The organism is Bacillus spongiae (assembly GCF_037120725.1).
In the GTDB taxonomy this organism is placed as follows: domain Bacteria; phylum Bacillota; class Bacilli; order Bacillales; family Bacillaceae_K; genus Bacillus_CI; species Bacillus_CI spongiae.
In genome coordinates this window covers 70,569-96,591 of the sequence record NZ_JBBAXC010000014.1, presented here as the reverse complement: position 1 = coordinate 96,591, position 26,023 = coordinate 70,569, and the positions used below count along the sequence as shown (strand labels likewise).

31 protein-coding genes are annotated in these 26,023 nt (G+C 35.2%); 26 read left to right on the top strand and 5 right to left on the bottom strand.

Annotated elements, in window-relative coordinates:
• The first annotated feature begins 207 nt into the window (after nucleotides 1-207).
• From WAK64_RS16360 to WAK64_RS16310, 11 genes are all read left to right on the top strand, one after another.
• Entirely contained in the window at nucleotides 208-900 is a 693-nt protein-coding gene (locus tag WAK64_RS16360; protein ID WP_336588067.1) for a hypothetical protein, read from the top strand.
• Nucleotides 901-976: 76 nt separating this feature from the next.
• The gene (locus tag WAK64_RS16355; protein ID WP_336588066.1) at nucleotides 977-1,402 is read left to right on the top strand and encodes a GNAT family N-acetyltransferase; all 426 of its coding nucleotides are present in this window, start codon (nucleotides 977-979) and stop codon (nucleotides 1,400-1,402) included.
• A gap of 226 nt (nucleotides 1,403-1,628) precedes the next feature.
• Nucleotides 1,629-2,156 (top strand): GNAT family N-acetyltransferase, encoded by a 528-nt coding sequence (locus WAK64_RS16350; protein WP_336588065.1) that lies wholly within the window; start codon nucleotides 1,629-1,631, stop codon nucleotides 2,154-2,156.
• A 217-nt stretch (nucleotides 2,157-2,373) separates the two neighbouring features.
• Nucleotides 2,374-2,943, top strand: coding sequence for a non-canonical purine NTP pyrophosphatase (locus WAK64_RS16345; RefSeq protein ID WP_336588064.1), 570 nt, complete (start codon nucleotides 2,374-2,376; stop codon nucleotides 2,941-2,943).
• 140 nt (nucleotides 2,944-3,083) lie between these two features.
• The gene (locus WAK64_RS16340) at nucleotides 3,084-3,635 is read left to right on the top strand and encodes a putative glycolipid-binding domain-containing protein (protein ID WP_336588063.1); all 552 of its coding nucleotides are present in this window, start codon (nucleotides 3,084-3,086) and stop codon (nucleotides 3,633-3,635) included.
• 353 nt (nucleotides 3,636-3,988) lie between these two features.
• Nucleotides 3,989-5,563, top strand: coding sequence for a DNRLRE domain-containing protein (locus WAK64_RS16335; protein WP_336588062.1), 1,575 nt, complete (start codon nucleotides 3,989-3,991; stop codon nucleotides 5,561-5,563).
• Nucleotides 5,564-5,581: 18 nt separating this feature from the next.
• Nucleotides 5,582-6,151 carry a hypothetical protein gene (locus WAK64_RS16330; protein WP_336588102.1) on the top strand — a complete coding sequence of 190 codons (570 nt, stop codon included), beginning with the start codon at nucleotides 5,582-5,584 and terminating at the stop codon, nucleotides 6,149-6,151.
• A gap of 10 nt (nucleotides 6,152-6,161) precedes the next feature.
• Nucleotides 6,162-6,527: a hypothetical protein gene (locus WAK64_RS16325; protein ID WP_336588061.1), complete on the top strand. Its 366-nt coding sequence runs from the start codon at nucleotides 6,162-6,164 to the stop codon at nucleotides 6,525-6,527.
• A gap of 16 nt (nucleotides 6,528-6,543) precedes the next feature.
• Entirely contained in the window at nucleotides 6,544-7,935 is a 1,392-nt protein-coding gene (locus WAK64_RS16320; protein ID WP_336588060.1) for a hypothetical protein, read from the top strand.
• A 14-nt stretch (nucleotides 7,936-7,949) separates the two neighbouring features.
• Nucleotides 7,950-8,288 (top strand): hypothetical protein, encoded by a 339-nt coding sequence (locus WAK64_RS16315; RefSeq protein ID WP_336588059.1) that lies wholly within the window; start codon nucleotides 7,950-7,952, stop codon nucleotides 8,286-8,288.
• Nucleotides 8,289-8,497: 209 nt separating this feature from the next.
• Entirely contained in the window at nucleotides 8,498-9,550 is a 1,053-nt protein-coding gene (locus tag WAK64_RS16310) for an aldo/keto reductase (RefSeq protein WP_336588058.1), read from the top strand.
• Between the two features lie 119 nt (nucleotides 9,551-9,669).
• Here WAK64_RS16310 and WAK64_RS16305 read toward each other — a convergent pair whose 3' ends face one another.
• Nucleotides 9,670-9,894 carry a hypothetical protein gene (locus tag WAK64_RS16305; RefSeq protein WP_336588057.1) on the bottom strand — a complete coding sequence of 75 codons (225 nt, stop codon included), beginning with the start codon at nucleotides 9,892-9,894 and terminating at the stop codon, nucleotides 9,670-9,672.
• Nucleotides 9,895-10,078: 184 nt separating this feature from the next.
• On the opposite strand from WAK64_RS16305, the gene WAK64_RS16300 reads away from it, so the two are divergent.
• From WAK64_RS16300 to WAK64_RS16255, 10 genes are all read left to right on the top strand, one after another.
• Nucleotides 10,079-11,044 (top strand): helix-turn-helix transcriptional regulator, encoded by a 966-nt coding sequence (locus WAK64_RS16300; protein ID WP_336588056.1) that lies wholly within the window; start codon nucleotides 10,079-10,081, stop codon nucleotides 11,042-11,044.
• A gap of 72 nt (nucleotides 11,045-11,116) precedes the next feature.
• On the top strand, nucleotides 11,117-11,749 hold the full coding sequence (locus WAK64_RS16295) for a type 1 glutamine amidotransferase family protein (RefSeq protein ID WP_336588055.1): 633 nt from the start codon (nucleotides 11,117-11,119) through the stop codon (nucleotides 11,747-11,749).
• A gap of 440 nt (nucleotides 11,750-12,189) precedes the next feature.
• Nucleotides 12,190-13,086, top strand: a complete 897-nt coding sequence (locus tag WAK64_RS16290) for a phosphotransferase enzyme family protein (protein WP_336588054.1) — start codon at nucleotides 12,190-12,192, stop codon at nucleotides 13,084-13,086.
• 128 nt (nucleotides 13,087-13,214) lie between these two features.
• Nucleotides 13,215-13,487, top strand: coding sequence for a hypothetical protein (locus tag WAK64_RS16285; protein WP_336588053.1), 273 nt, complete (start codon nucleotides 13,215-13,217; stop codon nucleotides 13,485-13,487).
• A 94-nt stretch (nucleotides 13,488-13,581) separates the two neighbouring features.
• Complete coding sequence (locus tag WAK64_RS16280; RefSeq protein ID WP_336588052.1) at nucleotides 13,582-13,890, top strand: hypothetical protein; 309 nt, start codon at nucleotides 13,582-13,584, stop codon at nucleotides 13,888-13,890.
• Nucleotides 13,891-13,988: 98 nt separating this feature from the next.
• Nucleotides 13,989-14,246 (top strand): hypothetical protein, encoded by a 258-nt coding sequence (locus WAK64_RS16275; RefSeq protein WP_336588051.1) that lies wholly within the window; start codon nucleotides 13,989-13,991, stop codon nucleotides 14,244-14,246.
• A 76-nt stretch (nucleotides 14,247-14,322) separates the two neighbouring features.
• A complete protein-coding gene (locus WAK64_RS16270) occupies nucleotides 14,323-14,535 on the top strand; it encodes an ATPase (protein ID WP_336588050.1) in 213 nt (70 codons plus the stop codon).
• Between the two features lie 117 nt (nucleotides 14,536-14,652).
• Complete coding sequence (locus WAK64_RS16265) at nucleotides 14,653-15,084, top strand: GNAT family N-acetyltransferase (protein WP_336588049.1); 432 nt, start codon at nucleotides 14,653-14,655, stop codon at nucleotides 15,082-15,084.
• A 96-nt stretch (nucleotides 15,085-15,180) separates the two neighbouring features.
• Nucleotides 15,181-16,071 (top strand): alpha/beta fold hydrolase, encoded by an 891-nt coding sequence (locus WAK64_RS16260; protein WP_336588048.1) that lies wholly within the window; start codon nucleotides 15,181-15,183, stop codon nucleotides 16,069-16,071.
• 121 nt (nucleotides 16,072-16,192) lie between these two features.
• Nucleotides 16,193-16,540 (top strand): hypothetical protein, encoded by a 348-nt coding sequence (locus WAK64_RS16255; protein ID WP_336588047.1) that lies wholly within the window; start codon nucleotides 16,193-16,195, stop codon nucleotides 16,538-16,540.
• A 743-nt stretch (nucleotides 16,541-17,283) separates the two neighbouring features.
• On the opposite strand, the gene mreBH is transcribed toward WAK64_RS16255, so the two are convergent.
• Both mreBH and WAK64_RS16245 read right to left on the bottom strand, forming a co-directional pair.
• A complete protein-coding gene (gene mreBH / locus WAK64_RS16250; protein WP_336588046.1) occupies nucleotides 17,284-18,291 on the bottom strand; it encodes a rod-share determining protein MreBH in 1,008 nt (335 codons plus the stop codon).
• A 302-nt stretch (nucleotides 18,292-18,593) separates the two neighbouring features.
• A complete protein-coding gene (locus WAK64_RS16245; RefSeq protein ID WP_336588045.1) occupies nucleotides 18,594-19,817 on the bottom strand; it encodes an aminopeptidase in 1,224 nt (407 codons plus the stop codon).
• Between the two features lie 229 nt (nucleotides 19,818-20,046).
• Here WAK64_RS16245 and WAK64_RS16240 point away from each other — a divergent pair, with 229 nt between their 5' ends.
• Nucleotides 20,047-20,436 carry a hypothetical protein gene (locus tag WAK64_RS16240; RefSeq protein ID WP_336588044.1) on the top strand — a complete coding sequence of 130 codons (390 nt, stop codon included), beginning with the start codon at nucleotides 20,047-20,049 and terminating at the stop codon, nucleotides 20,434-20,436.
• Between the two features lie 140 nt (nucleotides 20,437-20,576).
• On the top strand, nucleotides 20,577-21,341 hold the full coding sequence (locus tag WAK64_RS16235; protein ID WP_336588043.1) for a creatininase family protein: 765 nt from the start codon (nucleotides 20,577-20,579) through the stop codon (nucleotides 21,339-21,341).
• 82 nt (nucleotides 21,342-21,423) lie between these two features.
• Here the strand turns inward: WAK64_RS16235 and WAK64_RS16230 are convergent, their stop codons facing one another.
• Nucleotides 21,424-22,050: a hypothetical protein gene (locus WAK64_RS16230; RefSeq protein ID WP_419465960.1), complete on the bottom strand. Its 627-nt coding sequence runs from the start codon at nucleotides 22,048-22,050 to the stop codon at nucleotides 21,424-21,426.
• A 214-nt stretch (nucleotides 22,051-22,264) separates the two neighbouring features.
• Here WAK64_RS16230 and WAK64_RS16225 point away from each other — a divergent pair, with 214 nt between their 5' ends.
• Complete coding sequence (locus WAK64_RS16225) at nucleotides 22,265-23,281, top strand: catalase family protein (RefSeq protein ID WP_336588041.1); 1,017 nt, start codon at nucleotides 22,265-22,267, stop codon at nucleotides 23,279-23,281.
• 152 nt (nucleotides 23,282-23,433) lie between these two features.
• On the opposite strand, the gene WAK64_RS16220 is transcribed toward WAK64_RS16225, so the two are convergent.
• Nucleotides 23,434-23,598 (bottom strand): hypothetical protein, encoded by a 165-nt coding sequence (locus WAK64_RS16220; protein WP_336588040.1) that lies wholly within the window; start codon nucleotides 23,596-23,598, stop codon nucleotides 23,434-23,436.
• A gap of 314 nt (nucleotides 23,599-23,912) precedes the next feature.
• Between WAK64_RS16220 and WAK64_RS16215 the strand changes: the two genes are divergently transcribed.
• Together WAK64_RS16215 and WAK64_RS16210 are read left to right on the top strand one after the other, a co-directional pair.
• Nucleotides 23,913-25,034 (top strand): carbohydrate kinase, encoded by a 1,122-nt coding sequence (locus WAK64_RS16215; protein WP_336588039.1) that lies wholly within the window; start codon nucleotides 23,913-23,915, stop codon nucleotides 25,032-25,034.
• Nucleotides 25,018-25,932 (top strand): pseudouridine-5'-phosphate glycosidase, encoded by a 915-nt coding sequence (locus tag WAK64_RS16210; protein ID WP_336588101.1) that lies wholly within the window; start codon nucleotides 25,018-25,020, stop codon nucleotides 25,930-25,932. The genes WAK64_RS16215 and WAK64_RS16210 overlap by 17 nt, the downstream gene beginning before the upstream one ends.
• Nucleotides 25,933-26,023 lie beyond the last annotated feature (91 nt).

Sequence of the window (26,023 nt, the reverse complement as noted above, 5' to 3'; positions counted from 1 at the left end):
GAAAAGGGTTCAGTTATTCTACTTTCCTGGTGCAATCTGTTTAAAATGATAGATGAAGACACTTGAGGCTTTTGAAGAGGTCTCAGGTGTTTTTTGTGGGAAAAGTAAGAAATTTAAAGTGAATAGTGATACATTCGTATGCTATTCTGTTAATTGATAAAATAATTAACGTGTGAATGTTTAGAGAATATAAAAGGGGGGATGAAATTGACTACTCACGTAGATAAGGCAGTAATAAATAATATTGTATGGTGTGAAATAGTATGTGAATCACATGGAATTTCTTCTATTTCAACCAAATATTTATGGGGCTTAAGGTCAAAAGCACCGACTTTTTATCCTGATGTAATTTCATCAAAACAAGATGCTACGTTGGAAGAGGTTAGACGATTTATTAGCAATAAGGAAGTTTTTAGTGTTAAGGATAGTTATGCTTCTCTGAATCTGTCTACACTTGGCTTTCAAGTCCTTTTTGAAGCGGAGTGGATTTCCTATGAATCAGCTAAAAATACAGAGCCATTGAAAGCGGAATGGGAAGTCATTACAACAGAAGAAAAACTGGTGAAATGGGCTTCGTCTAGCGGTTTAGAAGGTGTAATAAAACCAACTCTATTAAAAAGAAAAGACGTCAAGCTGTTTATGTGTGAAGAGGGTGATACCATGTCTGGATTTATCGCGAATGTGAGTAATCAGGTCATTGGGATAACAAATGTCTTCTCAACAAACGAAGAAGATAATAGTGTGTGGGGGATGATTCCAAAGGTTGTATCATCCGAATTTCCTAAGTTGCCATTGGTAGGATATGAACATGGTGAAAGCCTGCAAAATGCTAGTCAGTTTGGATGGAAATCAATGGGGCCATTACGAGTTTGGATTAAGTCGGATATGGAATCATCATGATGTGAAAAAGTGTAATACGTCTCTCATTAATGTCGTTTAGGGTGATGTTATCATTTAATCATGAGGAGGAAATGGTATGAAAATCATGCAAAAAGAGAGTCAAAATGAAACTGATTTCATTAGGAAAAAACTGATTGAATATAATATGTCTAAGCTACCTGATCATATTAAAACACCAAAAGAAAATATTTGCTTCGTTTTAAAAAATGACGATGGAGAAACTTTAGGTGGCGTTACAGGAACGACGTATTGGCAGCATTTGCACATTGATATTCTATGGGTAGACGAAGCGATAAGACATAAAGGCTATGGGAGTCAATTATTAATGGAAATAGAACGAGTAGCAAAAGAGAAAGGCTGTAGGCTTATTTGTCTTGATACGTTAAGTTTTCAAGCGCCTGATTTTTATGAAAGAAATGGGTATAAAGTCTTTGGAGTTATTGAAGATCACCCGAAAGGTTACAATCAATACTTTTTAGAAAAACGCTTATCAATTGATTGAAGGTGTTAGAATTTTCTTAAAAAGACGAGTCATTACCGTTTCAAATTCCATTAAAGGAGCATGGTTTATTTTCATAAATCATGCTTTTTATGTGAAATGAATTCACCTATTTTTAGGAGATTTCTCACAAGTATTGGTTATTGGTGATAATATAGTTGACTAACTAGTAATCTCTTATTGATAAACTATTCATCTACACTTTGTTATAGAAAGGAGAGAAAAAGCTATGTTTAAAATCGAAAATGTTGATCTTACAGCATTAGAAACGGATCAGTTATATTTAAGAATATTAACCTTAAAGGACACGACAGCAGTCTATACACATTTTTCAAATGTAAGCATGATGGAATATATGGACATTCAGCCTTGCCAAAATCAAAAAGAAGCTGAAGACATCATACAATTTCATATAGATGACGACGGTTGTCGTTGGGGCATATTTACAAAAAAGCAGAATGAGCTTATTGGTACATGTGGTTTTCATTGTTTAAGAAATACAAATAATGTAAGGATGGCGGAAGTTGGTTTTGATTTAGCGCCAACTTACTGGGGAAAAGGGGTTATGTTTCAAATATTGCAGAAAATAGTCCACTTTGGATTTTTATATATCGATTTAGAGGTGATTGATGCAACAGTTGACCAAAAGAACAAACGATCACAACATTTATTGAATAAAGTAGGATTTAAAAGAGAAGCCGAATTACAAGAAAAACTTCTTTATTATTCTTTAAATAAAGAAGACATAAAACGTTAATCCTGTTTGAAGTAGAACTACACTGTTTAGTTACTGCGCTGCCGTCAACCTAACTCTATTTTACTATTCCGCTCCCAGCGTATTGCTCATAGGAATTCCTGGTTTTACACCTTTAGCGAGCGGAAAAAGTGGTAATAGAAACTTGTATAAGAATTGTATTGAAACTATTAGTATAATGTAAGAAGAAAATAATCTTAGTAGGAAGGAAACAGCTGCTATGAACGAAATAGTGTTTGTAACGACTAATAAGGGGAAGATTGCGTCTGCTCAAAAGGAATTAAAGAACATAAAGGTCTTGCCAATTAGTGAGGAATTAAGTGAACCAAGAAGTGATGATATTCAAGAGATAGCAAAGCACAAAGTTTTACAAGCTTATGAGATTGTTAAGCGACCATGTATAGCATTAGATGCGGGCTTTTTTATTTCACATTTAAACGGATTTCCAAGAGCCTACGTTAATCATATGTTAGATACTATCGGCATTAACGGTGTGCTTAAATTAATGAATAATGAAGATAACCGAAGTTGTGAGTTTAGATCATGTCTAGCCTACTATGATGGAGAAGAAATCAATTTCTTTGAAAGTAAATCTAAGGGGATAATCTCAGATGAAATAAGAGGGACAGAGAATGAGAAAAAATGGTCAGATCTTTGGTATATATTTATTCCAGAAAAATTTAATAAAACACTAGCTGAATTTAACGAAGCTGATTTCGATGAATATAGCCGTATTAAAGAAGCGTCTTGCATCACTCAATTTGGGAAATGGTTTCATAGTAAAGGATAGATTACTATTAAGGAAGCAGAAATACTCAAATTATTAGCTGCAAACTCGATTTTAAAGTTAAAGATAGCATTTGTAGGATTTTTTTCTATATCTATTATCAGTTTATGAGTCTAATACTTGAATAGTTAAGGGGGACTCTTATGATTAAGGAAGTTTTTTGGGAAAGTAAGGAGTTCGTAGGATGTGAATATTTACAAATTAGTAAAAATGGTTCACGTATTTTAGCTGAAGGAAGAGTTCTTTTTGCTACGAAAGAAGAAGCACGACATATTTCTTATGTAATCGAGATGAATAATCGTTGGTTTACGAGAAATGTTCAAGTTTACGATATCGGAAAGAATAAAAGCATTTGTCTTCAGTCTGACGGTAAAGGGAAATGGTTCTCAAATGAAAAACATGTAAAAGAAATGGATGGGGCTATTGATGTAGACATTTCGGTCACTCCATTTTCAAATACGTTACCAATAAATCGAGTTGAATGGCAGGAGAAACAGGTAAGAACGTTTAATATGATTTATATCGATGTCCATACGTTAAGCTTAAAGAATATTGAACAAGAGTACACCTATTTAGGAGCGTTTTCTGAAGGAAGAAAATTTCGTTATAAGTGTAGAGAGTATAAAACTATTATTACTGTAGATGAAACTGGATTAGTCCTAGATTATCCTGACTTATTTAGTCGTAGGTTTTAATCAAGTTTTAATGTGTATTAAGAGCAAGGAAAATGAAAGCGAATTTGCAACACACCTTTATATAGTAGTGTTGCAATGGTTGCTTAATTACATAAAATTAGAATATCGGGATGAGAAAGTAAAAGGAAGAATTTCTAGAAAAAGCGTGTTTTGACATACAAAATACGCTTTTTTAATGTGCATTTTTATAAATTGGGTGAATATGTAGTAAGCGTTAAAAAAAGTAAAGAATTTGTAAAGTTTTATCAACTTATGCCAATTTCACATAATAATTTGATAACATAAGCGACAGATTGAATAGTATTTTGTTAGAATTTATTGTTCTACTAAATAAAAATAGGAGGAAAAGGAAAATGAGTAACGTACTTAAGCAAAAATGGGTTATGTTATTCCTAATTTGTAGTGTGGTAGTAGCCTTGGTTATTGTTTCGTTTAAAGGCAATGAACAGGCGGATGCTGCTTCAACATCCTTTCGGTTTGTTGTAATGGGAGACAGTCGAGGAGCAAGTGATGGTATTAATGAGACGACTTTACGATCTTTGCTATCAGAAGTGCAAGATTTATCTGTGCAACCAGAGTTTATTTTTTTCACAGGTGACCAAGTGATGGGAGGCTCTGATGTCGAACAGGAGTTAGACGATTGGAGCAATATTGTAGATGATTATTTCCCATTAAATAAATTTTATCCGTCCCTAGGAAACCATGAAGATGATGAAACGATATTTAGTAATGCCTTTACCCATTTACCTTCAAATCAATTATCAGGGTATCAACGAACGGCTTATTATTTTGATTATGGTAATGCGAGATTTATAACGCTAAATTCAGATCGTAAAGATAATCGAGGGAACTATATTATTGACTCGTCTCAACGAGCTTGGTTGGAGAGCGTTCTTCACAATAATGGAAAAACGCATAACTTCGTCCAATTCCATGTTCCAGCCTATCCGATAGGTGCCCATTATGGTCGCTCACTTGATGAAAATTCAATAGAACGTGATGCTCTTTGGGATATATTTGATAAATATAATGTTACTGCTGTTATGACAGGCCATGAACATAACTATAATCGAAGGGAAATAGACAGTTCATTCAATAATAACGGGTATACATTTGAAAATAATATCAACCAATTAACGATTGGAGGGGCCGGAGCACCGTTGTCTTCTACTGTAAGAGACTCAAAAAATGTTGATGTAGGCCCTCTATCAAGTTATCACTATATGGTTGTAGATGTGGTTGACGAGGTGGCTGAGTTTAAACTATACGATATTAATAGTAACCTATTAGATTCGTTTACAGTTAATCGAGATGCGGATTCGGCGCCCCCTTCATCTACAACGACAACGGAATTTCAAAATGGTGTACATCCAACGTCAGCATATGATGGAATGATTGACTCATATCTTTCAGAGAATGATTCTACAAGTAATTTTGGCTCAGAAATAACACTTTTAGTTGATGGAGATGATCCTTCCAACAGTAATGAAGATAAATATGCCATTTTAAAATGGGATACTTCGACAATTCCAAGTAAGAGTGATGTTGTTTCAGCGAGTATAACGATAGATGTAACAGACGCCAGTTCCAGTTCATTTGAATTGTATGAACTAAAGCGAGATTGGTCAGAAGCTCAAGTCACATGGGAAGAAAGTAAAAATGGATCTAATTGGGAAGTGGCTGGAGCAGATGGATCGTCTGATAGAGGAGCATCTATTCTGGGAACCATTACGGCTAATTCAACAGGGAGCCATACCATTGAGTTAAATACGACAGGCATTTCAGTGGTTCAGGCTTGGATCGATAACCCATTAAGTAATCACGGCATAGTCATTTCTCATCCAAGCCATAGAAATGGAATCGACATTCGTTCTAGTGAAGCAACTAATGTAAGTGAACGTCCAAAGCTTACGATTGTTTATGAATAAGAGGAAGGTTAATTGAAGATGAAACCAGTATTTTCTGCTCGAGATTTGGCGGTTACGCAGGCTGGCGTTGCCGCTTTTCTCTTTATACTAATGCCGATTGTCCATTTAATCGATAATAGCCAATATAAATGGTTATCTGTCCTGCACGGTGTAGGGGCAACATTAACGGTGCTTGTTAGCTGTTATATGCTTCATTTACTGTATCCTTTATTAAGAAGAAGGGTCGGTACTGTAAAGAGGTTGAAGTTGATTTTATTCCTTGTCAATATCCTTGTGTTGGCGACGATTATTACGGCTAATTGGTTATACATTGGCTATCGTGCACCCGACGGAGCAAGGCAGTGGTTTATTTATCACCATCCTTCTATTCACTTAATCTTAATGGAATATAAAGAATTTATTTCTCTATTTCCATTGCCTCTTGGAGTCGGAGCATTATGGATATTACATCGATTTGGAAGACAGATGGAACAAACAAAGGATACTCTAGTTTCTTCTACCATAGCGGTTTTAATTACGCTAATGTGGATTTGTTTAATCATTGGTTTTGTTTTTGGAATGACGATTGTAAGAATAAAAGGGGTCTAGGTGATCTTCTATGAATACAGAGAGAAAAACGGGTGAAGTAGTAGCAGTATTTATATCTATATTTCTTTGCTTAGCAGCATTAATTACTAGTCATATTTGGAGTGTAGAAAATCCACTAACGGCCAATAAGTTTTTATTAAAAGTTGGATCGTTCCTTCCAGGTTGGTGGGGAATAGGTACATACGCTGGAAAAGAAATGTTGGCCTTGATTGTATGGGTGCTCAGTTGGGTTATCCTTCATTTTACTTTAAGAAATTTTCAATTTTCCTTGAAGAAATGGTTATCCCTTTTTTTGATCAGTATCCTCACCTTAATGATCATCACATGGCCACCTATTTATCATGCAATCTGGGGTTGGCTACCAACCAAACCATGATGAGAAGGGAATGATAGTGATGTTCTTTCAAGGTAAATATAAACTGAGCGTGTCCATTTTGTTGCTTCTAATTATATTACTCATTTCTTTCAAACTTACATCCATTCCAACTACGGGGTTTTTAAGTACAGAAATGAACGAACCTAAGCAGTTCAAGTTTGGTTATATTCGTCCAATAGAGCGATCGAGTAATTTGGAAGACTTAATGAAAATATTAAAGGATGTACCTTTTATTGCTGGTGCTGATCGAATCATGGAAAAAGAAGAAAATAGCAGCTTATCAAACTTTTATCCAATTTATGATGAGTGGTCTACTGATGAATTATTTAATGAAAGATATACTTATCTGCCGCATGATATGACTGGGGTATACGGAAGAAGTGTTTATTCAGTCAATTACGGGGATGCCACGATGATTTTCCTTCGAACAGACGGACTACAAGACTCTCTACAATTAGATTGGTTGAAATCAGTGGTCCACGACAGTAGTCAAATGAACCATGTCGTATTTGTTGATAAAATCCCGAAAGACTCTTTATTTTGGGAAGCAATGAATGAGTTAGGGATTCATTTAATTATTTCAGAAAATGAATTATTAACAAGAGAATCCGTTGTCGTACAGGAACCATCCGATTGGAGTGTGGCTTCTGAAGAGCAATGGGGCGTATGGAATTTGAATTCAAACGAGAGCATTCATTATTTATTGCTTGAAATGAATAGGGCCACCATCACGGTAAAGGCAATAAATACTGATGGAAGAAATATCGACCAAATGCAATTTGATGTCGGCTTACATATCGTTGATGGGTTGGACCATACAAATACGTTAGTTCCAATTCAATCATTATGGTATTATCACGAGGGCTCTGATGAGATAAAAACATTTATTCATGAAAACTTTGATATGACTGGTGAGACGCCTATCACGGATCGTTATCCCGTACCGACTGATGATTGGCGAAGCGTAGAATATGATCAGTCAAATTGGAAGCTTAGTAAAGGTCCCTTTGGGTATAGGAAAGAACCTTTTCCTTTAGCAATCAATCAAGCATTGCCTAGCTTAACTAATTCCGTAACCTATTATTTTCGGAAGACTTTTGACTTTCATGATGACTTAGAACAAATGACGAAACTATTTTTACATATGACATTTGAGGATGGATATGTTGCATACTTAAATGGTGAAGAAATAAGTCGAGATGGGATGAAGACAGGACTGGTAACGCATCAAACAGTAGCTTTACCGAATGAACCCCATTTATACGATGTGAAAGATATTTCAAATCATAAAGATAAGTTAGTAGTTGGTGAGAATACCATCTCTGTTGAAGTGCATAGTAGTCATCCCAAATCCCCAAATTTTATTTTTGATATGAGTTTAACCTATGAACGCAAAGTAAATGAATAAATGAGGGACAAATTATGAAGAAAACTGCGCTCATATGTTTGATCTGTACGATCATCCTTCAAGGGTGTGGAAATCAAACCAAACCGATGTTGTTGGCTACGATTCAATCTACTAATGACCACCTTATTATTGAAAATGGTGATCATTTTGTCTGGGAAAATGCTATCATTACTGTAGATGAAGAATACACTTATCATATGAATTACCTTCCTAGAGGTAAAACTAGTATTGCTTATCGTTTATTTACTAATGAAGCTGGGACAACATTTCAACCAGGCTTACTTAAAGTTAGAAAGGTAGAAATTATGGTCCCACAGCCAAATGATGAGAAGGATTTATATTATAGTTGGTAAGGGCCATTATTTTGTTTTGGAGTGGCAATTAGATGAAGTGATTGATAGGTGAGAAATTCAAAAAATGATATATAAATAATAAGAACCACGGCGAATAAAGGCCCTGGTTCTTATATTTTAATTATACCATATAAAAAACGTAATATTCAGTCTTTAAATGGTTTTTTTCTTCCTTTATAGTATTGAAGAACATAAAGGGGGGAATAAATATGATTTCTGGTTATGCTTCATTAAATGGTACGAAGGAATACGTGACACGATTCAATCAATTTTATCGAACCACACCGATGTTTTACACTTCTTCCATTGGCTTAGGGACCCATTTAGGTGATATGAACGAAAATGATTCAGCACTTTATTGTAAAGGAATTGAATATGGCTTACGTAAAGGGCTGAATGTTATTGATACAGCGATAAATTATCGCGGAATGAAATCGGAAAGAGATGTAGGTTATGTGTTAACATCGTTGATTGAACGAAAACTTATTAAGCGTGAGGATGTTGTCGTCTCAACAAAAGCAGGGATTATCGCGGGGGATATTGAGGCTAATCTTGTTCCAATAGACTATTTACAAAAGGTTTTAATTGAAGGTGGAATTATTACGGAAGCTGATTTATCAATAGTCGATCACCATCGTCATGTGTTAGCCCCAGCTTATTACGAATTTGCTATTCATAAGAGTAAGAACCATCTTAATCTTGAGACCATTGACATCTATTATGTTCATAATCCAGAAATCTCCATGATGACCCTTGGGTCCGAAGTTTTTTATTCACAACTCGAAACACTTTTTGCGTTTTTCGAAACCCAAGTTCAAATGGGTCATATAAAATATTATGGTCTTGCTACTTGGTTAGGGTTACTTACTAATCCAAATGAACATGGTTATATTTCGCTCGAAAAGGTAGTGAATATAGCTAAACGTTTGGCAGGGAACAGTCATCATTTTCGGTTTATTCAATTCCCGCTAAACCGAAAGATAAACAACGGGGTGAGGATGAAGAATCAGAAAGTGAATCATCACTGGGTAACCGTCGTTGAAGCAGCGGAGAAGCTAGGTCTTTTTTCTATCACAAGTGCCCCCTTTCATTTAGGTAAGCTAATTGACGAAGGAAGTAGTTCCCAATCAATGTTACTTGAGGTTATTCAAATGAAAGGAATCTTATCCACAATGGTTGGCATGAAGAGAAATGAACATATTAAAGAAAACATGGAAACCATTAGAGTATTTCAAAATCGTATAAATGGAAAGAGTCTATGATTTCAAGAAGAGCAATGCTCAACATCGCCTCTTTTGTTTGGAGGATTCGAATTGAAGACGAATACAAGTCACCACCTTCTTGCCTACATTACCATTCTCACAGTGCAAATCCCACTTTATTAACTAAAATTTTTTTTGAACACTAGAAAATAGGATAGCCAATATTTAAATTCATCAAAAAATAAATGAGGATGTTCAATGGTGAATTCTTCAAAAAAATCTTCTAATTGTTCTTCTTCTACGTCATCCAAAAGCCCACTAACATAAAGAGGATATTTGAACCGCTTATAAAGGTCATCGTACCCATAGTAAGAAAATACTTCTTCCATTTGTTCTTCAGTCATTTATTCACCTACTTTTCCAATACTGATTTATCCACTGTTATTACTATGTCGGAATTGTGTTGTTTTCATACTGTAATATTAATCATTGAATATATTTTATGAAAATTAGTTAATTGTAAGTGATAAATACGGTAAAATTTACGTAAATGATAGTGAATAGATTCCTAAATAGAGGTGGATGTATATGCCGAAAATTGACAATATATTAGCCATTCTCTGGATGCTTCGTTCAGGTGAAAAAATTACGGCCAAACAAATTTCAGAAAAGCTAGAGATCAATATTAGGACGGTATATCGTTATATTGATACACTATCAACAAGCGGTGTACCTATAATTGCACACACTGGACATAATGGTGGTTATACATTATTAAACCATTTTATTGATGCGCCTCTTTTCTTTGATTATGAAGAGAAAACCTCCTTATTTCACGCTGCTGTTTTTGCAGAAGAAGCGGGATATTATGGAGGTGAAGCTCTAAATAGAGCTATTTCAAAGCTAAGTAAATATTCAAATCAAGAGCAGGAAACAAAGATAAACCAACATGTAACGAGTCTTGAAGTAATAAGTAGATGGAGCTCGCTCTCTCTGGAACCCTATTTGAAGGAGTTGGAACAGGCTGTAGCAGGCGGATTCACTGTGAAAATTCGATACAATAAAACTGGAAAAGAGCCAACAAAGTATAGGTCAGTTGATCCGTACAGAATTATTTATTGGAATGATAAGTGGTATGTGATTGGTTTTTGTCATCTTAGGAATGATATTCGTAGTTTCAGAGTAGATCGAATGGAAAATCTAATGCTAACCGAAAAAACGTTTAGTCGGCCAGCAAATTTTTCAGCACGTGATTTTTTTATGAAAAACCTCCTTCCAACTATAGAGGATAAGGAACGGATTACTTCTTTAGTTATTAATGGAAATCCTAAGGCCTTAGGTGATATTTGCCAACATTGGTTTTTGGGGCATTATTTACAAGAGCGAACGCCAAATCAAGCAGTATTTTTACTTGAAGAAAATTTGATACATGCATATGTACCTCATTTACTATTACCATATGGTAAATCTATTCAAATTATTGAGCCGGTAAGTCTTAAGAAGAAATTGGTTGAAGTTCTGTCGGAATTAATTAAATTTCATCAAGTAAAATAACTTCCCTGACGTTAGCTGTCAGGGAAGTTATTTTATAATAGGCTATATCAATTTAGAATGGAGTGTTATGGAATGGAAGCAAAAAAAGCATACTTATATGTATTTAATACAATGTCAGACTGGGAATATGGATATTTAATTGCTGAACTAAATAAAGGAAGGTATTTCAAAAAAGGGTTAACCCGACGAAAAGTAGTGACAATAGGAACGACTAAAGCATCTATTACTACGATGGGGGGACTAAGTATAAAACCAGATATTACGGTTGATGAGTGTACTCTTGAGAGTAAAGATCTTTTAATTTTACCTGGAGGGGATACGTGGGGAGAAGATATTCATCAATCCATTTTGAAAAAAACGGGTGAAGCTTTGGAGCTTGGTACAACTGTTGCTGCAATATGTGGCGCTACGGAGGGATTAGCAAATAGGGGGTACCTAGATGCTAGAAAGCATACAAGCAATCATTTAGAGTATATTAAAATGGTTTGCCCCAAATATAAAGGAGAAGAGTTTCACGAAAAGGGACCTGTAGTATCTGATGGGAATTTGATTACTGCATCAGGAACTGCTCCTTTAGAATTTGCGATGGAAGTACTGAAAACGATGAAGGTATTTGCACCGGATACATTACATTCATGGTATAACTTAAACAAAACTCATAAACCTGAATACTTCTTTCAGTTAATGAATTCACTTAATAGGTGAGAATATCATTCACTTAGTAGTTATATTGTTGTAAAAAAGCACATCACGATTTCATAGCGTGGTGTGTTTTTACGTGGTTAACAGAACTATTAAGGAAATCATGTTCAGAGGCTATCGGAAAGGTTATTTTTAATATAACAGCCAGTCCCTTCTCATATCTTCTATTCTTTAACTAAAGAAACTAATAAGCCCATGAGTCTATACCGAAAAAGCTAAACGACAATCTTGTTTTTTAAGAAAAGGGTCATGTAATGGGGAAAATGATTTGGATAAATATGATAAAATGAGGTAGAAATTGTGAAGGGGTATCCTTAAAAGACCGAAGCAGAATAGTAAAAATCAATGATTGCTATCAAAGACCATCTTTATTGGTTAAACGAATTTTATAAGAAGAAATTGAATCAATCTTTTACATATCCTCGTGAAAAGGAGGGGGCAACTTGGAAAAGAGTTACATAAGGTTGAACGGGGGATTTCATAATGAAGTTTTTTACATCCCGTCTATAGATAAAGTTGTAAGAATATCTGAAAAAAGAAAAACCAAAGCAAGGATCGTGCAGGAAATAGAATGGATGAAATATTTAAAAAACAATGGGGTTGAAGTACCAAGCGTGGATAAAGTTGAAGATAAAACTGAGTGTTTGTGGACATATTTCGAATTTATTAAGGGTACGCAACTTGATGTAACAAAGGATTCCCACTGGAATGGCTGTACATTTGAGGAACTCGGGAGAATTTTAGGGAGAATGCATGCATTATCTAAAAACTTTAAGGTTAGTGCTATTGAACGACCGGTATGGACCTCTGAAACCACGGATGTGTTTGAAATTAGACATAAATTATCCCCTTGGCTAAAGGGGCATTATAATAATTTTATGAATAACCTATTACTCTATAAAAAAACGGTAGACACATTTGGACTAATACATAATGACTTTCATCAAGGGAACATAATTATGGATCAAAATGACTCTCTTGTTACGATTGATTTTGATGAATGTTCATTTAATTGGTTTGCACAAGATTTGGCTGTAGTATTCTATCATGCTTATTGGCAGAATAGCTCTTTCAATGACAATCAGGATTATTTTACCCAGGAGTTCATGACTCATTTCTTTAACGGATACAAATCAGAGAATTTCCTGCATGAAGATATCATTAAACAAATACCTATTTTTCTAAAATTACGTGAAATTTTCCTATATCAATTATTTATTACTAAATGGGATTTAAATAATTTGGGAAATTGGCAACAGTACACCTTAGATAACTTGAATGACAATATTAAAGGTAATAAACCATATGCAGGAGTAAGTGATTTTTCTATTTATGTATAAAGCGATGGATATTGATGAAATGTAGGAAACTAAAGACCAATAAAGAATTTCTTTAGAAACATAATTAGTTTTAAAACGTATGTTAATTAAGGAGTTCTTTAATATGCTATTGAAAGGAGGAAAACCAATTGATACCGATAATTCTATCTACAATACTAGTTGTCATTACTCTTATTTTTTCCATAGTATTTGTGGTTCAAAAAAGAAAAAAAGCTGGTATCACAGGAATTAAAAGTGCTTTATCTGCAATTTGTTTTCTTCTTGTAACTGTAATTAATCTTTTAGCTTATTGGTTTGACTATAGGGAGTTATTGACTTGGTCGTTTACTGCTTTTTTGTTCATTTTAGGTGCATATTTCACAAAGTATATTCCAGTAACCCAAAGTAAAGACGGAAACTAAAGAAGTCTTTTCTTTACCGCCAGTGTAGCGACACTCTACAAGGTATTGGCAATTGGTTTACTCATTAAGAAAATAATCTATAGAGGTAATTGAAATGAACTTTATATTACTTAGTATTGCTATGATTGTATGGCTATTCTCTTTGCATAGGTTATCCAAAATTAAATATTCTAGGAGAAGTACCATATTACAAGAAGCTAAACAAAATGTAATTTCTCTTTTTTGGGGCTGTCTAATCGTATTAGCTATAATTTTCATTCCTTATCAAGCTTGGTTACTGACTGGAAGTTCTGAAAATTGGGATGGAGTATACATCTTTGGTGGAACCATTGGGTTAATAATATTTGTTAGTTTACGGATTTATTATAAAAGGATGGAGAATGAAAACGAAAGAGAGTGTTAATTTACTTATTTTTAATAATTTGGGGAAAGAGGAACTTTAAGCTATCTGTTGCATTCACTGAATAACAGGTCTTCAAATTAATGATTGGAGAGATTTAAATGTTTAAGAGTAATCTAGCTAGTGAGGAAGCGGTCAAGCGTATTGATGACGTACTGAAAAATGTAGATGATTTGCAAGAAGCGCATGCAAAGGCTTTTCTAAAACTAATCTATGCTAGATTAGACATTGTTCAAAATGGTAATGGTGAATATACAAGCGAGCAATGTGTTACAGATTTAATAACTAATTATAAGGACCTTATTAAAATGACAGAACAGTTAAGAGAAGAAGATGGTTCTGTACCTGATAAATTATAAATCTGGTGACCAATATAGTTGTAGGCTAGCCACTTTTCAAATGTTGAACTGTAGAAATGAAAGAATAGGAGGTAATATGGTGAGAAAACCGTTATGGTTGCCATTATTATTGTCGTTCGCAACAATGTTTTTACTTTATTTGATGGGCTATATATTTGATATTTCTATATTCGAATTCAAACTTTACGAGGGCCCAAATTTAAATACCGAGATTGCTCTACTTCCAATTGTGATTGGCATAATCGTTGGTTTTATTGTGGAACGAATGATTATTGTCAAAAGGAAGTAACTAGATATCCATTACTAATTCCTGCGTAGAATAGATATATATATAAGTGGCTTCTCACATTCCTTGTGAGCTTTTTGGGGAATTGAAATGAAGTCATGAAGAATAGAGGGGAACAAAATGAAAATCAGAGCGAGTAAAGGGATAGAAATCGATAAAATGATAGATATATGGTATCAAGGTTCATTATTGGCACATGATTTTATAAAAAAGGATTATTGGAAATCTCAACAAAATGAGATGAAAGAAAAATACTTTCCTCTATCTGAAAACTATGTTATTTGCCTCGAGGAAGAAGTGGTCGGTTTCATCTCAATGGTCGATAACTATTTGGCTGCATTGTTTATTGATATAAAACATCAAGGAAAGGGATATGGAAAAGAGTTATTAAACTTTATAAAAGAAAAAAGGGAAAGTATACAATTGAAAGTATACAAGAAGAATGATCAAGCCGTTCATTTTTATAGGAGAAATGGTTTTATAAAAAAAGAAGAACAATTAGATAAAGGGACTTCTGAAGTTGAGTATTTAATGGAATGGAAAATAGTATAGAAGATAGGTAGTTATTTCCATATTAAGTTCTCATCAGTATCAGCGTTTTTCAGAAGGTTTAAAATGGATTTTTTAATGTATGAGGGGAAAAGGACTATGAATCAGCGTATATTAATAAACAATCATAACGTAGAAGTGCAATACAAAGGTAATACCGGCCCATTAATTGTGATATTAACAGGAATGGGCTGTTCTTTTGATGAGTGGCATGAAGTTATTGAAATGTTGAGTAAGAACAATAGAATGCTAACGTTTCATCGACCTGGACTTGGTCAAAGTGAACTTGGCAATGGAATACGAAACACAGAAACTACTGTCCAAGATTTGGATCGCTTACTACATCATTTTGAAATCAAAGAACCTTTTTATTTAGTAGGTCATTCTTATGGTGGTTTATGTGCGCAACACTTTGCCAAAGCCTATCCGGATCGTTTAGCTGGAATCATATTGGTGGATTCTACTTCTGTCGAATTGACTGTTTTGGATGAGCTAGAATTGCCTGTATTAAATGAAGATTCAGATGAAGCTTGGATTAAAAAATGCCTAAATTATGCGTCCAAAGAAAAGGAACAATTGCAGAAAATAATTAAACCTTCTTTGAGTGAAAAGCATCGTCAGTTTCCTGAAAGAATTCAACAGAGATTATTAGATTTTCAAGTTAATCCATTATTATATAGGGCAATGACTTCCGAGATTCAGCAATGGAAAAAAGATGCGATAAAGATTAAGCAATTGGGTGAATTCCCAGACGTTCCACTAATGGTGATTGGTCGTGATAAGAAGTATGTGATAAAAGAAGAAATGAATAATGGGATTCCAGAGTGGGAGTTAAAGATATTTGAAGAAAAATGGGAAGAGTTAATAAAGGATCAAGCAAAATTATCAACAAGTAGTAAATTGATTTTTGCGAAAAATTCCGGACATTCCGTATACCTAGATCGACCAGATCTTATCATTGAATGTATACAAGAAATTTTAACAAATTGATAAGATAAGCTAATTGTATGCCAGTAAAATACTTAAGTGATGCCTATTTTGCCTTAGCAGAACAATGTTCACTTGAAATAATTAGTAGTAACGAAACTATTTAATGGATTATGGAGGGACTATGAATCATTATTACATTAAGGGCTTCATCTTAGTAATTTCTATTCTATTATTAGCGGGGTGTAATGCACCTCTAAAGACAGCATTAATATCAGAGAATTATCATTTATTGAGAGTATATAAAGAAGATGCAATAGTTTATGAAACAAAAGATTCTGATGAAATAAAAAAAATTATTCATAAAATCAATACAAGTCGAAGAGATACAACCGAGACGTGGGAATTGCCTGAGCCCATCGGGAAGATGATCTTTATAAATGATAAAGAGGAAGAGGTCGTTCTTAGTTTATTCGAGGGAGGACATGTAGCTTTTCGTGGATTTTATGTTTATTCGGGCTTTAATTTTTGATGGGTGAAATTCTCGCTAGTGGAGGAAAGAGGAAATCTTCATTTTTCTTCAAAAGAAACTTTTTTCGACCATGCTAAGAAGATGTGTTATATATCTTGTCTGACAAGTCGATGGTATTAACGAGACTAAATCGTAATGACATTTGTTATAGAGGAATCACTACAAAAGAAAGATCATACTCCCAGGTCTATTTGCATGATCATTAAATAGAAGAGGTCATGAATATGGTGGACTAGGCTGGTTACTTTTTTCACAAAGTAGAGTTTATAGAAAGCAAGATAAGCTCTATTTTGTGGACTTAAGGATGAAACGATGAATAGTAGCTATTAATTGTTCACAGCTTGCCGTCCTTTTTCCACCACCAAATCCGAAAACTTCCGAAAACAGAGACGAATAAGAGGAGCAACATTGTTATAACCCATATAGAAAATTGATTGATTTCCTGCAAACCTTGTGCGTTCTTTAACACAAATATAGTCACTCCGAAAAACATGAGATAACAAAAGATATTGGGAATGATCCACAAAATCATTAGGGTGGTTTTATTCAAAGTGCTTCTTCCTTTCTTGAAAAAATGCTGTAATATTATGATTGAGCTAATGAATACTTGATGAGATTTTTTTGTGATAGATAGAGAAATTCAGAGGGTCGTTCATTCATCGTAATAGTAACACAAAACCGCTGAAGAGAGTATATCTTCAGCGGTTTCTTGTTATTTTTTTGGACAGTCATTAGCAAGCTATTTACTTTAGCTGGCTTTGAAATTTATTAATAAATGGTGCTGATTTTCCAGTTCCAATCGCAGCAGATTCTAGAGGGTTTGGAGCCATGTGAATCGGTACGAACATTTCCTTTTGGAACCATTCTTGCATCCCATGCAAAAGGGCTACGCCTCCTGTGATGACAATCCCTCTGTCAACAATGTCCCCACTTAATTCAGGTGGGCATTTTTCTAAGGCGTTTTTTGCGGTGTCAATAATATGTTGTAAAGGCTCTTTTATTGCTTCTTGAATTTCATAAGAAGACAAACTAATGGTCTTTGGTAGCCCAGTTACTAGGTTCCGACCACGAATGTCAGTGAACTTCTCCTTATGATCTATTAATGCATGACCAATTTCTATCTTAATTTCTTCAGCCGTTCTTTCTCCAATTAAGACATTATATTTTTTTCTAACAAATTGAATAATATCTTCATCTAGTTGGTCTCCACCAATTCTAATTGACTGACAATCGACAACACCATTGTAGGAAAGAATGGCTATTTCGGTTGTTCCTCCACCAATATCAATTACAACACTAGCAATTGGTTCATCTACTGGTAGGTCTGAGCCAATTGCAGAAGCTAACGTTTCTTCCATAAGTGTTACGTTTTTGGCTCCCGATACTTTAAAAGCATCTTCAATAGCTTTTCTTTCGACAGGTGTAGCACCTGAAGGGTAACAGACTACCACATTTGGCTTTCGGAATGTATACCCAAGTTGTTTTTTTATTTTTTTCATAATTAGCTCAATCATGTCAGTTGTTACCTCGAAATTGGCAATTACACCATTTCGTAACGGGCGAATAACTTGTATATGAAGAGGTGTTTTTCCTATCATATGTTTTGCTTCATGTCCTACTGCTAAAACTTGATTTGTATTTGTATTCATCGCTACAACAGTCGGTTCGTTAAAAATAATACCTTTTGATTTACTATATACGAGGATATTGGCTGTACCTAAGTCAATTCCTAAATCTTCATTTCCAAACATATCAAATCCTCCAGTTAAAAAAATACGATCCTTATATTGTTTCTGCTCAATCCCTTCAATATATGACCGTCAAAAAGATGGGTATTTTTTCTATGGGAGAATTGTTACGAAAGGGGAAATTCGGAAGAGGCGTTTAAGCCTATTATCATAGGGGGGAGAGGGAATTAGGTCTCGCTCTTGTAATATGGACTTAATATGTTTGTAAAATAATATTTTTGAAGAAAAAAGGGGATATAATAGCTTCCATGCATAAGAAAACCGGTTGAAGAGAGAAGTTCAACCGGTTTAAAAAATATCCTCTTTTATGCCCAGTTTCCGTTACGGAAAATAGGTTCTTTTGTACCATCTTCTTTTATTCCATCAATATCCATCTTGTCTGAACCGATCATAAAGTCTACGTGAGTAATACTAGAATTTAGCCCATTTTTCTCCAGTTCTTCAGATGTCATTGTTTTCCCACCTTCGATACAGAAGGCATAGGCATTTCCAATCGCAAGGTGATTGGAAGCATTTTCATCAAATAACGTGTTATAAAATAGGACATTGGACTGGGAGATAGGAGATTGATGCGGAACTAAAGCAATTTCTCCTAAGAAATGCGCACCCTCGTCTGTTGAGATAAGATTTTCTAAAATATCTTCTCCTTTTTCCGCTTTCACATTAACAATACGTCCAGCTTCAAAAGTAATCACAAAGTTGTCAATAATATTCCCACCGTAACTTAGAGGCTTAGTACTTGAAACGGTACCATTAACCCCTGTTTTTAATGGTACTGTAAAGACTTCTTCTGTTGGCATATTTGCCATAAAGCTATCGCCTTGTTCATTCACACTACCTGCACCAACCCAAAGGTGGCCCTTAGGGAGCTCGATAGTTAGATCTGTACCAGGTGCTGAATAATGAAGCTTATGATATTTTTTATTGTTTAAATAGTCCACTTTTTCATGTAGTGTTTCATCATGTTTTTTCCATGCGGCTACAGGATCATTTTGGTCCACTCTTACTGCTTTGAAAATCGCATCCCATAGTTTTTCAACCGCATTGTTTTGCTCAGGAAAGACAAGTTTAGCCCAATCTTCCGAAGGAACTGCAACGACAGACCAGCTTACTTTATCAGAAGTTATGTATTGGCGATAGTTTGAAAGTGCAGCACCAGCTGTCTTTTGGGAAGTAGCAATTCGTTCAGGCTTTACTCCTTTTAGTAATTCAGGAGAAGAAGAAACTACGGATAAGAAGGCAGCACCTGCTTTAGCGTATTCTTCTAGCGCGCTTACTCGCCATTTAGGGAATTCTTTAAATGATTCATCCGGTGCTAGATCAAACGTATAGCGAGATACGATGTCATCATTCCAAAATATGTGTACTTGCTTGGCTCCTGCTTGATACGCTTTTTTCGTAATTAAACGTACAAATTCAACGGAATCAGTTGCTGCATTAACGATTAATGTCTGTTTCTCTTGAATATTGACTCCAACTTTTACAACCAACTCAGCATACTTCTCAAGGTTTTTTTGAAATTGATCCATTCATTAACACTCCTTATCTGTATTCTTCTTCATTGTATCAAGGCATTGTAGGAATGCAACTGTTTTCGTATTCAGAATAAAACAAAAAAGAGTGAACGATTTAAAAAACATCATGAAAGAAATTTACATAGGGAGAACTTTTACGAAGAGCATTCTCGGTAGACGAATGGCCTATCTATCGATATAATGAGGCAAGTAGAATAGGAAAGAAATAAAAGGAGGGTACAAGTTGACTTATTCAGCATTACTATTAAGAATCTCAGCTATTTATGCTTTAATAGGTACCTATATAGGATCCCATATGGCAGGAGCAGGGGCAGGTTCCTATGCATTAAGACCCATTCATGCTCATATTTTGCTCGTTGGGTGGTTAAGCTTATTTGCTTTCTCGGCTTATTATAAAATGTATGAAGTCCCGAAGCAGTCTAAGCTTGCCTTTTTACATGTATGGACAGCTATAATTGGTTCAGTAGGTCTCACGCTTGGCATGTATTTTTATAACTTAAATCCATTAAATTTACCTGAGGTATTTACAACGGTCTTCTACATCGTAGGTGGGAGTACGCTACTGTTAAGCTTTGCGTTGTTTGTCTTATTAACCTTTAAATATTCAAAATAAAGAGGACGACGAAAGGGTGCTGTATTAGCGCTTTTGAGTCGTTTTTTTGTTATATAGCTTTTAGTGATAGATTGGAATGAAGGAGGAGTATGGATATAATTGAATCGATATTACGATTAGGAAAATAGATGGAGGTTTACATGTTAAGTTATAAAGACTCTACTACAAAGCTTGTTCAAAGTGGTACGGATACGGCCATTATTTCTGTGGGTGCAACAGAACAATTCGGTCCCTATTTACCTATGCACTTAGATACTTTAATTGCAGAGAAGTATGCAGAAGCATTCGGGAAAGTGTTAAACGCCTATGTTTTACCTACTTTGCCCTTTAATACTTCGGAAGAACATGCCAATTGTAAAGGGACAGTGACAGTCAGTCCTACTGTATTAATGACGATGCTAGAAGAAATAGTCGTTAACTTGAATCGACAAGGTTTTAAGAAGTTTGTTTTATGTAATGGTCATGGCGGTGCATATTGGGAGGCCTCTTTTGTAAAGCAAATTAATTACAAATACCCTGAATTAATATTGGTGACAGCTCATCGATATTTAGCTTGGGAAGAAGCTTTAGAAGAGTCAGGACTTCAAGGCTTAAATGAATTGCATGGCGGTCTGTTATCGGTATGTACGGCTATGTGGTTATGTCCCGATTTAGTTGAGCTTAAACCAATGGGGTCGGCGGTACCACCAGAGAATAGAATGTTTGCAGATTATATCTTTTGGGATAAATTAACAGAGGATGGATGTTGGGGACAATTTGATCCGAATGAATATACTCCTCAACAATTGTCTGAGATAGGGGAAACTTTTTGGACTTCGTTCATTTCTAAACGAAGTGAGATCATTGGAACGATTGTGGAAGAGGCGTTTCAGAAGAAATGTCGTCAAAAGGAGACAATTTTGTAGTTTATAATGATTCTTTGTCTCCTTAATTCCAATGCGTAGCTTGGATAATGATGAAGGCAGCGAAGTAGCTGCCTTTTTTATTTTACGCCTTGAATGTTCCTACCCAAACATTACCTGTATCAATATGATAATAGCGGGTTATTCCTTCTTCACTTTTATAGCTTGAAACATTGTAAGCTCGATTTTTTATGGCTTGAACTTCTTTTTTCGATGACAATCCGTCGATTACCCATTCATTCAAATCCGTTTCATCATAAGATACGGTCTCGATGCATGACTCCCATTCAAATTGTTCCAACTTATCTTTTAAGGAAGGAAATTTTTCATATGGAAATGGTTTATATTCTTCCCTCTTATCGAAGGTTTTGTCATAAAAATTCAAACAGTCTTTATAGGCAACAACAATTTGTGAATTGATAAAATGAGGGTCATACAACCAAATTTTTAAATAAAAGTTCTCGTTTTCCTGTTTCATTTTTTGATACCAAACCAAATAAACATCCAGCATGGCGTCTAGTAAAAGTCTGTTGTACCAAACGGGTGGATTTCTACGTATAAGTGCATAAAAGGGATGTATCCATAGCTTTACGTATGTCCTTTGATAGTCCCTTACATTATCCATATTTAAATTAATCGCATCATGTTTCCATCGTTCAATCTTTCTTTTGTGTCTTTTCCATCCTCTTATTTTTTTCTTTTCTGAGTGCAATCTCATTCCCCTCCAAAAAAATATGTCATATAGATTATATCCAAAATTAATAGAATAAAGGGATTCACTTGCAAAAAAGCAAAAGAATCAGGATTTCTATTGTTTTTTTGTCAGAATAATAATTGGTTTATTTTTCTAATTAATGTAAAAAGATGCATACAAAGCTTGGATAAGGAGAGTCTATAAATCAAAAGTGTACAAAGGAGTAGGATCAATGAATAACGAAATGGAGACATCAAAATTTGAAACGATTCCAAATGGGGAACCTGCTTTAATAGAAAATATGGAAAACTTATTAAAGGAAAAAATGGAGCGGGTTTACGCGAAAGGAAATACAAAAAGGGATGCACACCCTAAGCATCTTGCCCTCTTACAAGGAGAATTTACTGTTGAACCCAATCTTCCTCCTGAACTTAAAGTAGGGTTATTTGAAAAAGAGAATACTTATTCAGCCTGGATTCGAATTTCAAATGCTAGCGGCACCGTACAATCTGACAAGAAGAAGGATTTTCGGGGGTTTGCAATTAAGCTTATGGGAGTTGACGGAGAAAAATATGAAAATAATGTAGAAAAGGAAACACAAGACTTCGTATTAATGAGTCATCCTACGATGCCATTAGGCACGGTAAAACTGTTCCATGATGCGGTATATTATAGTTTAAAATGGTCACCCATTATTTTGTTACTTAGAATGGTGGCAACTGGGAATGGGAGTAAAATGAGAGAATTAAGCAACGGAAGGAAAAATCATACATCACCTCTAGATATTCGTTATTGGAGTACAACTCCTTATTTGTTTGGAGACAATCAAGTTGTGAAATATTCCGTTATCCCAACCTCTAAGTATAAAAGTACATTACCTGAACCATTAACCGACACGTATTTAACAGATAATATTGAAAAACATTTAACGGATGAGGAAGCAAGCTTTGATTTTCTCATTCAATTTCAGAAAGATCCTAAACAAATGCCAATAGAAGATGCTGGAGTTGAGTGGAAAGAAGCAGCTTCTCCCTTTATAAAGGTGGCTACTATTAAAATTCCTCCACAAATTTTCAGAACGAAACAGCGAGATGACTTGGCAGAAGAGTTTTCATTTTCACCAGGGCATACTTTAAAGGAACATAGCCCGTTAGGCGGGATTAACCGTGCGAGGGTTGAGATATACCGCAACCTTTCTGCTTATAGGCATGACAGAGATAATAGAATAATGAATGAACCAAAAACATGAATGAACTCAGGAAATTTCTTTATGAAGTAGTGTTTAAATAATAATTCAGTGTTGAAAACAAACAGAAGACTTTAGGACAGCGCTCGCTTTACGCATAGTGGTGTTAACTGTTCTAACAGCGAGCGTTGTCTCTAGTCTGTTGTAAGGTTATGCTACTCTTCCTCTACTCTATTTTTATAGGCCTCCTGTGTTACGAGATATTCTTCGTCTTCAATTTTCTCTTTCGCATGTTTCTCAGCTACTGAGTTTTCTGGGAAATTGCCAGGATGGTTTTTCTTTTTGTGATTAAATGCTTTGCCGCGAGCCATCATCATCATCTCCTTTCCTCTTTAGTATGGATTTGAACAAGAAAAATATGATAAAAGACAGTTTGTCCATAAAGGAACAAGCTGTTTTTTGCATGAAGTGGGTAAAAGGCAGTAATAGTAAAATTGTGACAAAAAATTTGTCCTCAAAAAGTAAGGAAATCTTTCTTTACGAAACGATCTAATATGGCATTTGTCATGAGTGGTTGTAGCCTATGGTAGTCAGTATAGGATAAGGAAAAATGTCATAAATTATCTGAATATAACCAATTGTTTATGTATTGACAATTGTTTATAATTAAGACAAATGTTGGGGGAGGGGTTAAATGAATGATAACGGAAGGTGGCTGTTAAAGCTCATTGAGCAAAATCCGTCAATTAGTCAAAATGAGTTATCGAAATTAACAGGTTTGTCGAGGTCAACGATTGCAGGTTACATATCTACCTTTATGAAGCAAGGGCAGATTATCGGTAGAGCCTATGTTCTTCCTAAAAAAAATGGTGTAGTCAGTATAGGCGGAGCCAATATTGATCGAAAACATCAAATTGAAAAGGAGTTACACCTCGGAACATCCAATCCGGCTAAAACATACTTTTCAACAGGTGGCGTCGCTCGAAATATTGCTGAAAATATAGGTCGAATGGGCATTTCTAATTCATTAATTAGCGTAGTTGGCAATGATCATGAAGGAAAATGGCTATTAGAAGAAACCATCCCATACGTTGATATTGAACATATTACGACTGTCCCTAATGCTTCGACAGGAGCTTATTCTGCTGTTCTTAATAAGGAAGGCGAGATGGTGATTGCACTAGCTGACATGGATATTTACGATGAAGTGGATATCGAGTTTGTGAAAAGAAAGTGGGGAATGATTTCGTCAGCACAAATGGTGTTTTTAGATACCAATTTTTCGAAGGAAGTAATTCAGTACGTATTATCTCGTTGTAAAGAAGAAATGATTCCGGTCACTGTTGCTCCCGTTTCGGCACCTAAGTGTGAGAAGCTTCCGAGAAACTTGAGCGGTATATCATGGCTTATTGCTAACAAGGAGGAAGTTGAAGCGCTTGTAGGAATGAAAATGACGAAACAGGCAGATTTCTTTAAAGCGGCTGAACAACTAACGCAAAGAGGGGTAGAAAGAGTCGTCATAACAAGAGGAGAAGAAGGAGGATTTTTTTATAGCAAGGAAGGCACGTCATCTATCCTACTACCACCTAGAATAAAGGTAGTTGACGTAACAGGGGCAGGAGATGCGCTCGTTGCTGGAGTTATTTTTGGTCACATAAATGGTTTAAATCCTATAGATGCGGTAGGAATGGGGCTGGCCTGTTCTTGTATTACGCTTCAAAGTAATGAAACCGTCTCAAAAGAAATGAGTAAGGAAACACTTCAAGAAGCATTTAAAATGTATAAGGAGGGAGTTAATGATGGAAAAGTGGATTGAATACTCAAATGAGGTGCAAGTAGCGAAAGAAAGTGGAGCACCTATTGTAGCACTTGAATCAACCATTATTTCTCATGGGATGCCCTATCCACAAAATGTGAAAACGGCAAAAGAGGTAGAGGCAATTTTACGTGATAATGGTGTAGTACCTGCAACGATAGCGATTATAGACGGAAAAATAAAAATTGGTCTTTCAGAAGAAGAGCTCGAATTACTAGCAAAAAGTGAAGAGGTATTAAAAGTTAGTAGGAGAGATTTACCGTATGTGCTAGCGAGTAAAAAGATGGGAGCTACGACCGTTGCTGCTACGATGATCTGTGCGCAAATGGCTGGAATTTCTGTTTTTGTTACTGGTGGAATCGGGGGAGTTCATCGCCAAGCGGAAACGACAATGGACATATCAGCAGATTTAGAAGAACTGGCCCGAACGAATGTGGCCGTAGTGTGTGCTGGAGCTAAATCTATCTTAGATTTAGGATTAACACTTGAATATTTAGAAACAAAGGGAGTTCCAGTTATCGGCTATCAAACGAAAACCCTACCTGCATTTTATACGCGAAACAGTTCGTTTGAAGTGGATTATTCGCTACATTCTACAGAAGAAGTAGCCAACTTTATGCAAACAAAATGGGAGCTTGGTCTACAAGGAGGACTTGTTATTGCCAATCCGATTCCTGAAGAATACTCGATGGGAGAAGAGATTCATACTGTTGTTGAGCAAGCTTTAAGGGAAGCGGAGGAACAGGGGATTCAAGGGAAAAGTGTTACACCATTTTTATTAGGGAGAGTTAAAGAATTGACGAAGGGACAAAGTTTAGAGTCAAACATTGCTCTAATAAAAAATAATGCTAAAGTGGGAGCAATGATCGCGAAACAATATCAGCACCTAGTAAACTAGTGTCAAAAGAAAGGGAGGTTCCAAAAGGAATCTCTCTTATTTTTAACATTACCGATAATTATGAAATAATGTTCTGTTTTTACCGCCTATA

Bases quoted from the DNA above. Each gene is read 5' to 3' on its own strand.
- mreBH (WP_336588046.1), bottom strand. From the start codon at position 18,291: ATGTTTGGAAATGAAGATTTAGGAATTGACTTAGGTACAGCCAATATC.
- WAK64_RS16260 (WP_336588048.1), top strand. From the start codon at position 15,181: ATGAATCAGCGTATATTAATAAACAATCATAACGTAGAAGTGCAATAC.
- WAK64_RS16265 (WP_336588049.1), top strand. From the start codon at position 14,653: ATGAAAATCAGAGCGAGTAAAGGGATAGAAATCGATAAAATGATAGAT.
- WAK64_RS16310 (WP_336588058.1), top strand. From the start codon at position 8,498: ATGATTTCTGGTTATGCTTCATTAAATGGTACGAAGGAATACGTGACA.
- WAK64_RS16225 (WP_336588041.1), top strand. From the start codon at position 22,265: ATGAATAACGAAATGGAGACATCAAAATTTGAAACGATTCCAAATGGG.
- WAK64_RS16340 (WP_336588063.1), top strand. From the start codon at position 3,084: ATGATTAAGGAAGTTTTTTGGGAAAGTAAGGAGTTCGTAGGATGTGAA.
- WAK64_RS16220 (WP_336588040.1), bottom strand. From the start codon at position 23,598: ATGATGATGATGGCTCGCGGCAAAGCATTTAATCACAAAAAGAAAAAC.
- WAK64_RS16245 (WP_336588045.1), bottom strand. From the start codon at position 19,817: ATGGATCAATTTCAAAAAAACCTTGAGAAGTATGCTGAGTTGGTTGTA.
- WAK64_RS16305 (WP_336588057.1), bottom strand. From the start codon at position 9,894: ATGACTGAAGAACAAATGGAAGAAGTATTTTCTTACTATGGGTACGAT.
- WAK64_RS16215 (WP_336588039.1), top strand. From the start codon at position 23,913: ATGAATGATAACGGAAGGTGGCTGTTAAAGCTCATTGAGCAAAATCCG.
- WAK64_RS16355 (WP_336588066.1), top strand. From the start codon at position 977: ATGAAAATCATGCAAAAAGAGAGTCAAAATGAAACTGATTTCATTAGG.
- WAK64_RS16255 (WP_336588047.1), top strand. From the start codon at position 16,193: ATGAATCATTATTACATTAAGGGCTTCATCTTAGTAATTTCTATTCTA.
- WAK64_RS16300 (WP_336588056.1), top strand. From the start codon at position 10,079: ATGCCGAAAATTGACAATATATTAGCCATTCTCTGGATGCTTCGTTCA.
- WAK64_RS16295 (WP_336588055.1), top strand. From the start codon at position 11,117: ATGGAAGCAAAAAAAGCATACTTATATGTATTTAATACAATGTCAGAC.
- WAK64_RS16270 (WP_336588050.1), top strand. From the start codon at position 14,323: ATGGTGAGAAAACCGTTATGGTTGCCATTATTATTGTCGTTCGCAACA.
- WAK64_RS16280 (WP_336588052.1), top strand. From the start codon at position 13,582: ATGAACTTTATATTACTTAGTATTGCTATGATTGTATGGCTATTCTCT.
- WAK64_RS16330 (WP_336588102.1), top strand. From the start codon at position 5,582: ATGAAACCAGTATTTTCTGCTCGAGATTTGGCGGTTACGCAGGCTGGC.
- WAK64_RS16350 (WP_336588065.1), top strand. From the start codon at position 1,629: ATGTTTAAAATCGAAAATGTTGATCTTACAGCATTAGAAACGGATCAG.
- WAK64_RS16345 (WP_336588064.1), top strand. From the start codon at position 2,374: ATGAACGAAATAGTGTTTGTAACGACTAATAAGGGGAAGATTGCGTCT.
- WAK64_RS16335 (WP_336588062.1), top strand. From the start codon at position 3,989: ATGAGTAACGTACTTAAGCAAAAATGGGTTATGTTATTCCTAATTTGT.
- WAK64_RS16315 (WP_336588059.1), top strand. From the start codon at position 7,950: ATGAAGAAAACTGCGCTCATATGTTTGATCTGTACGATCATCCTTCAA.
- WAK64_RS16275 (WP_336588051.1), top strand. From the start codon at position 13,989: ATGTTTAAGAGTAATCTAGCTAGTGAGGAAGCGGTCAAGCGTATTGAT.
- WAK64_RS16325 (WP_336588061.1), top strand. From the start codon at position 6,162: ATGAATACAGAGAGAAAAACGGGTGAAGTAGTAGCAGTATTTATATCT.
- WAK64_RS16210 (WP_336588101.1), top strand. From the start codon at position 25,018: ATGGAAAAGTGGATTGAATACTCAAATGAGGTGCAAGTAGCGAAAGAA.
- WAK64_RS16235 (WP_336588043.1), top strand. From the start codon at position 20,577: ATGTTAAGTTATAAAGACTCTACTACAAAGCTTGTTCAAAGTGGTACG.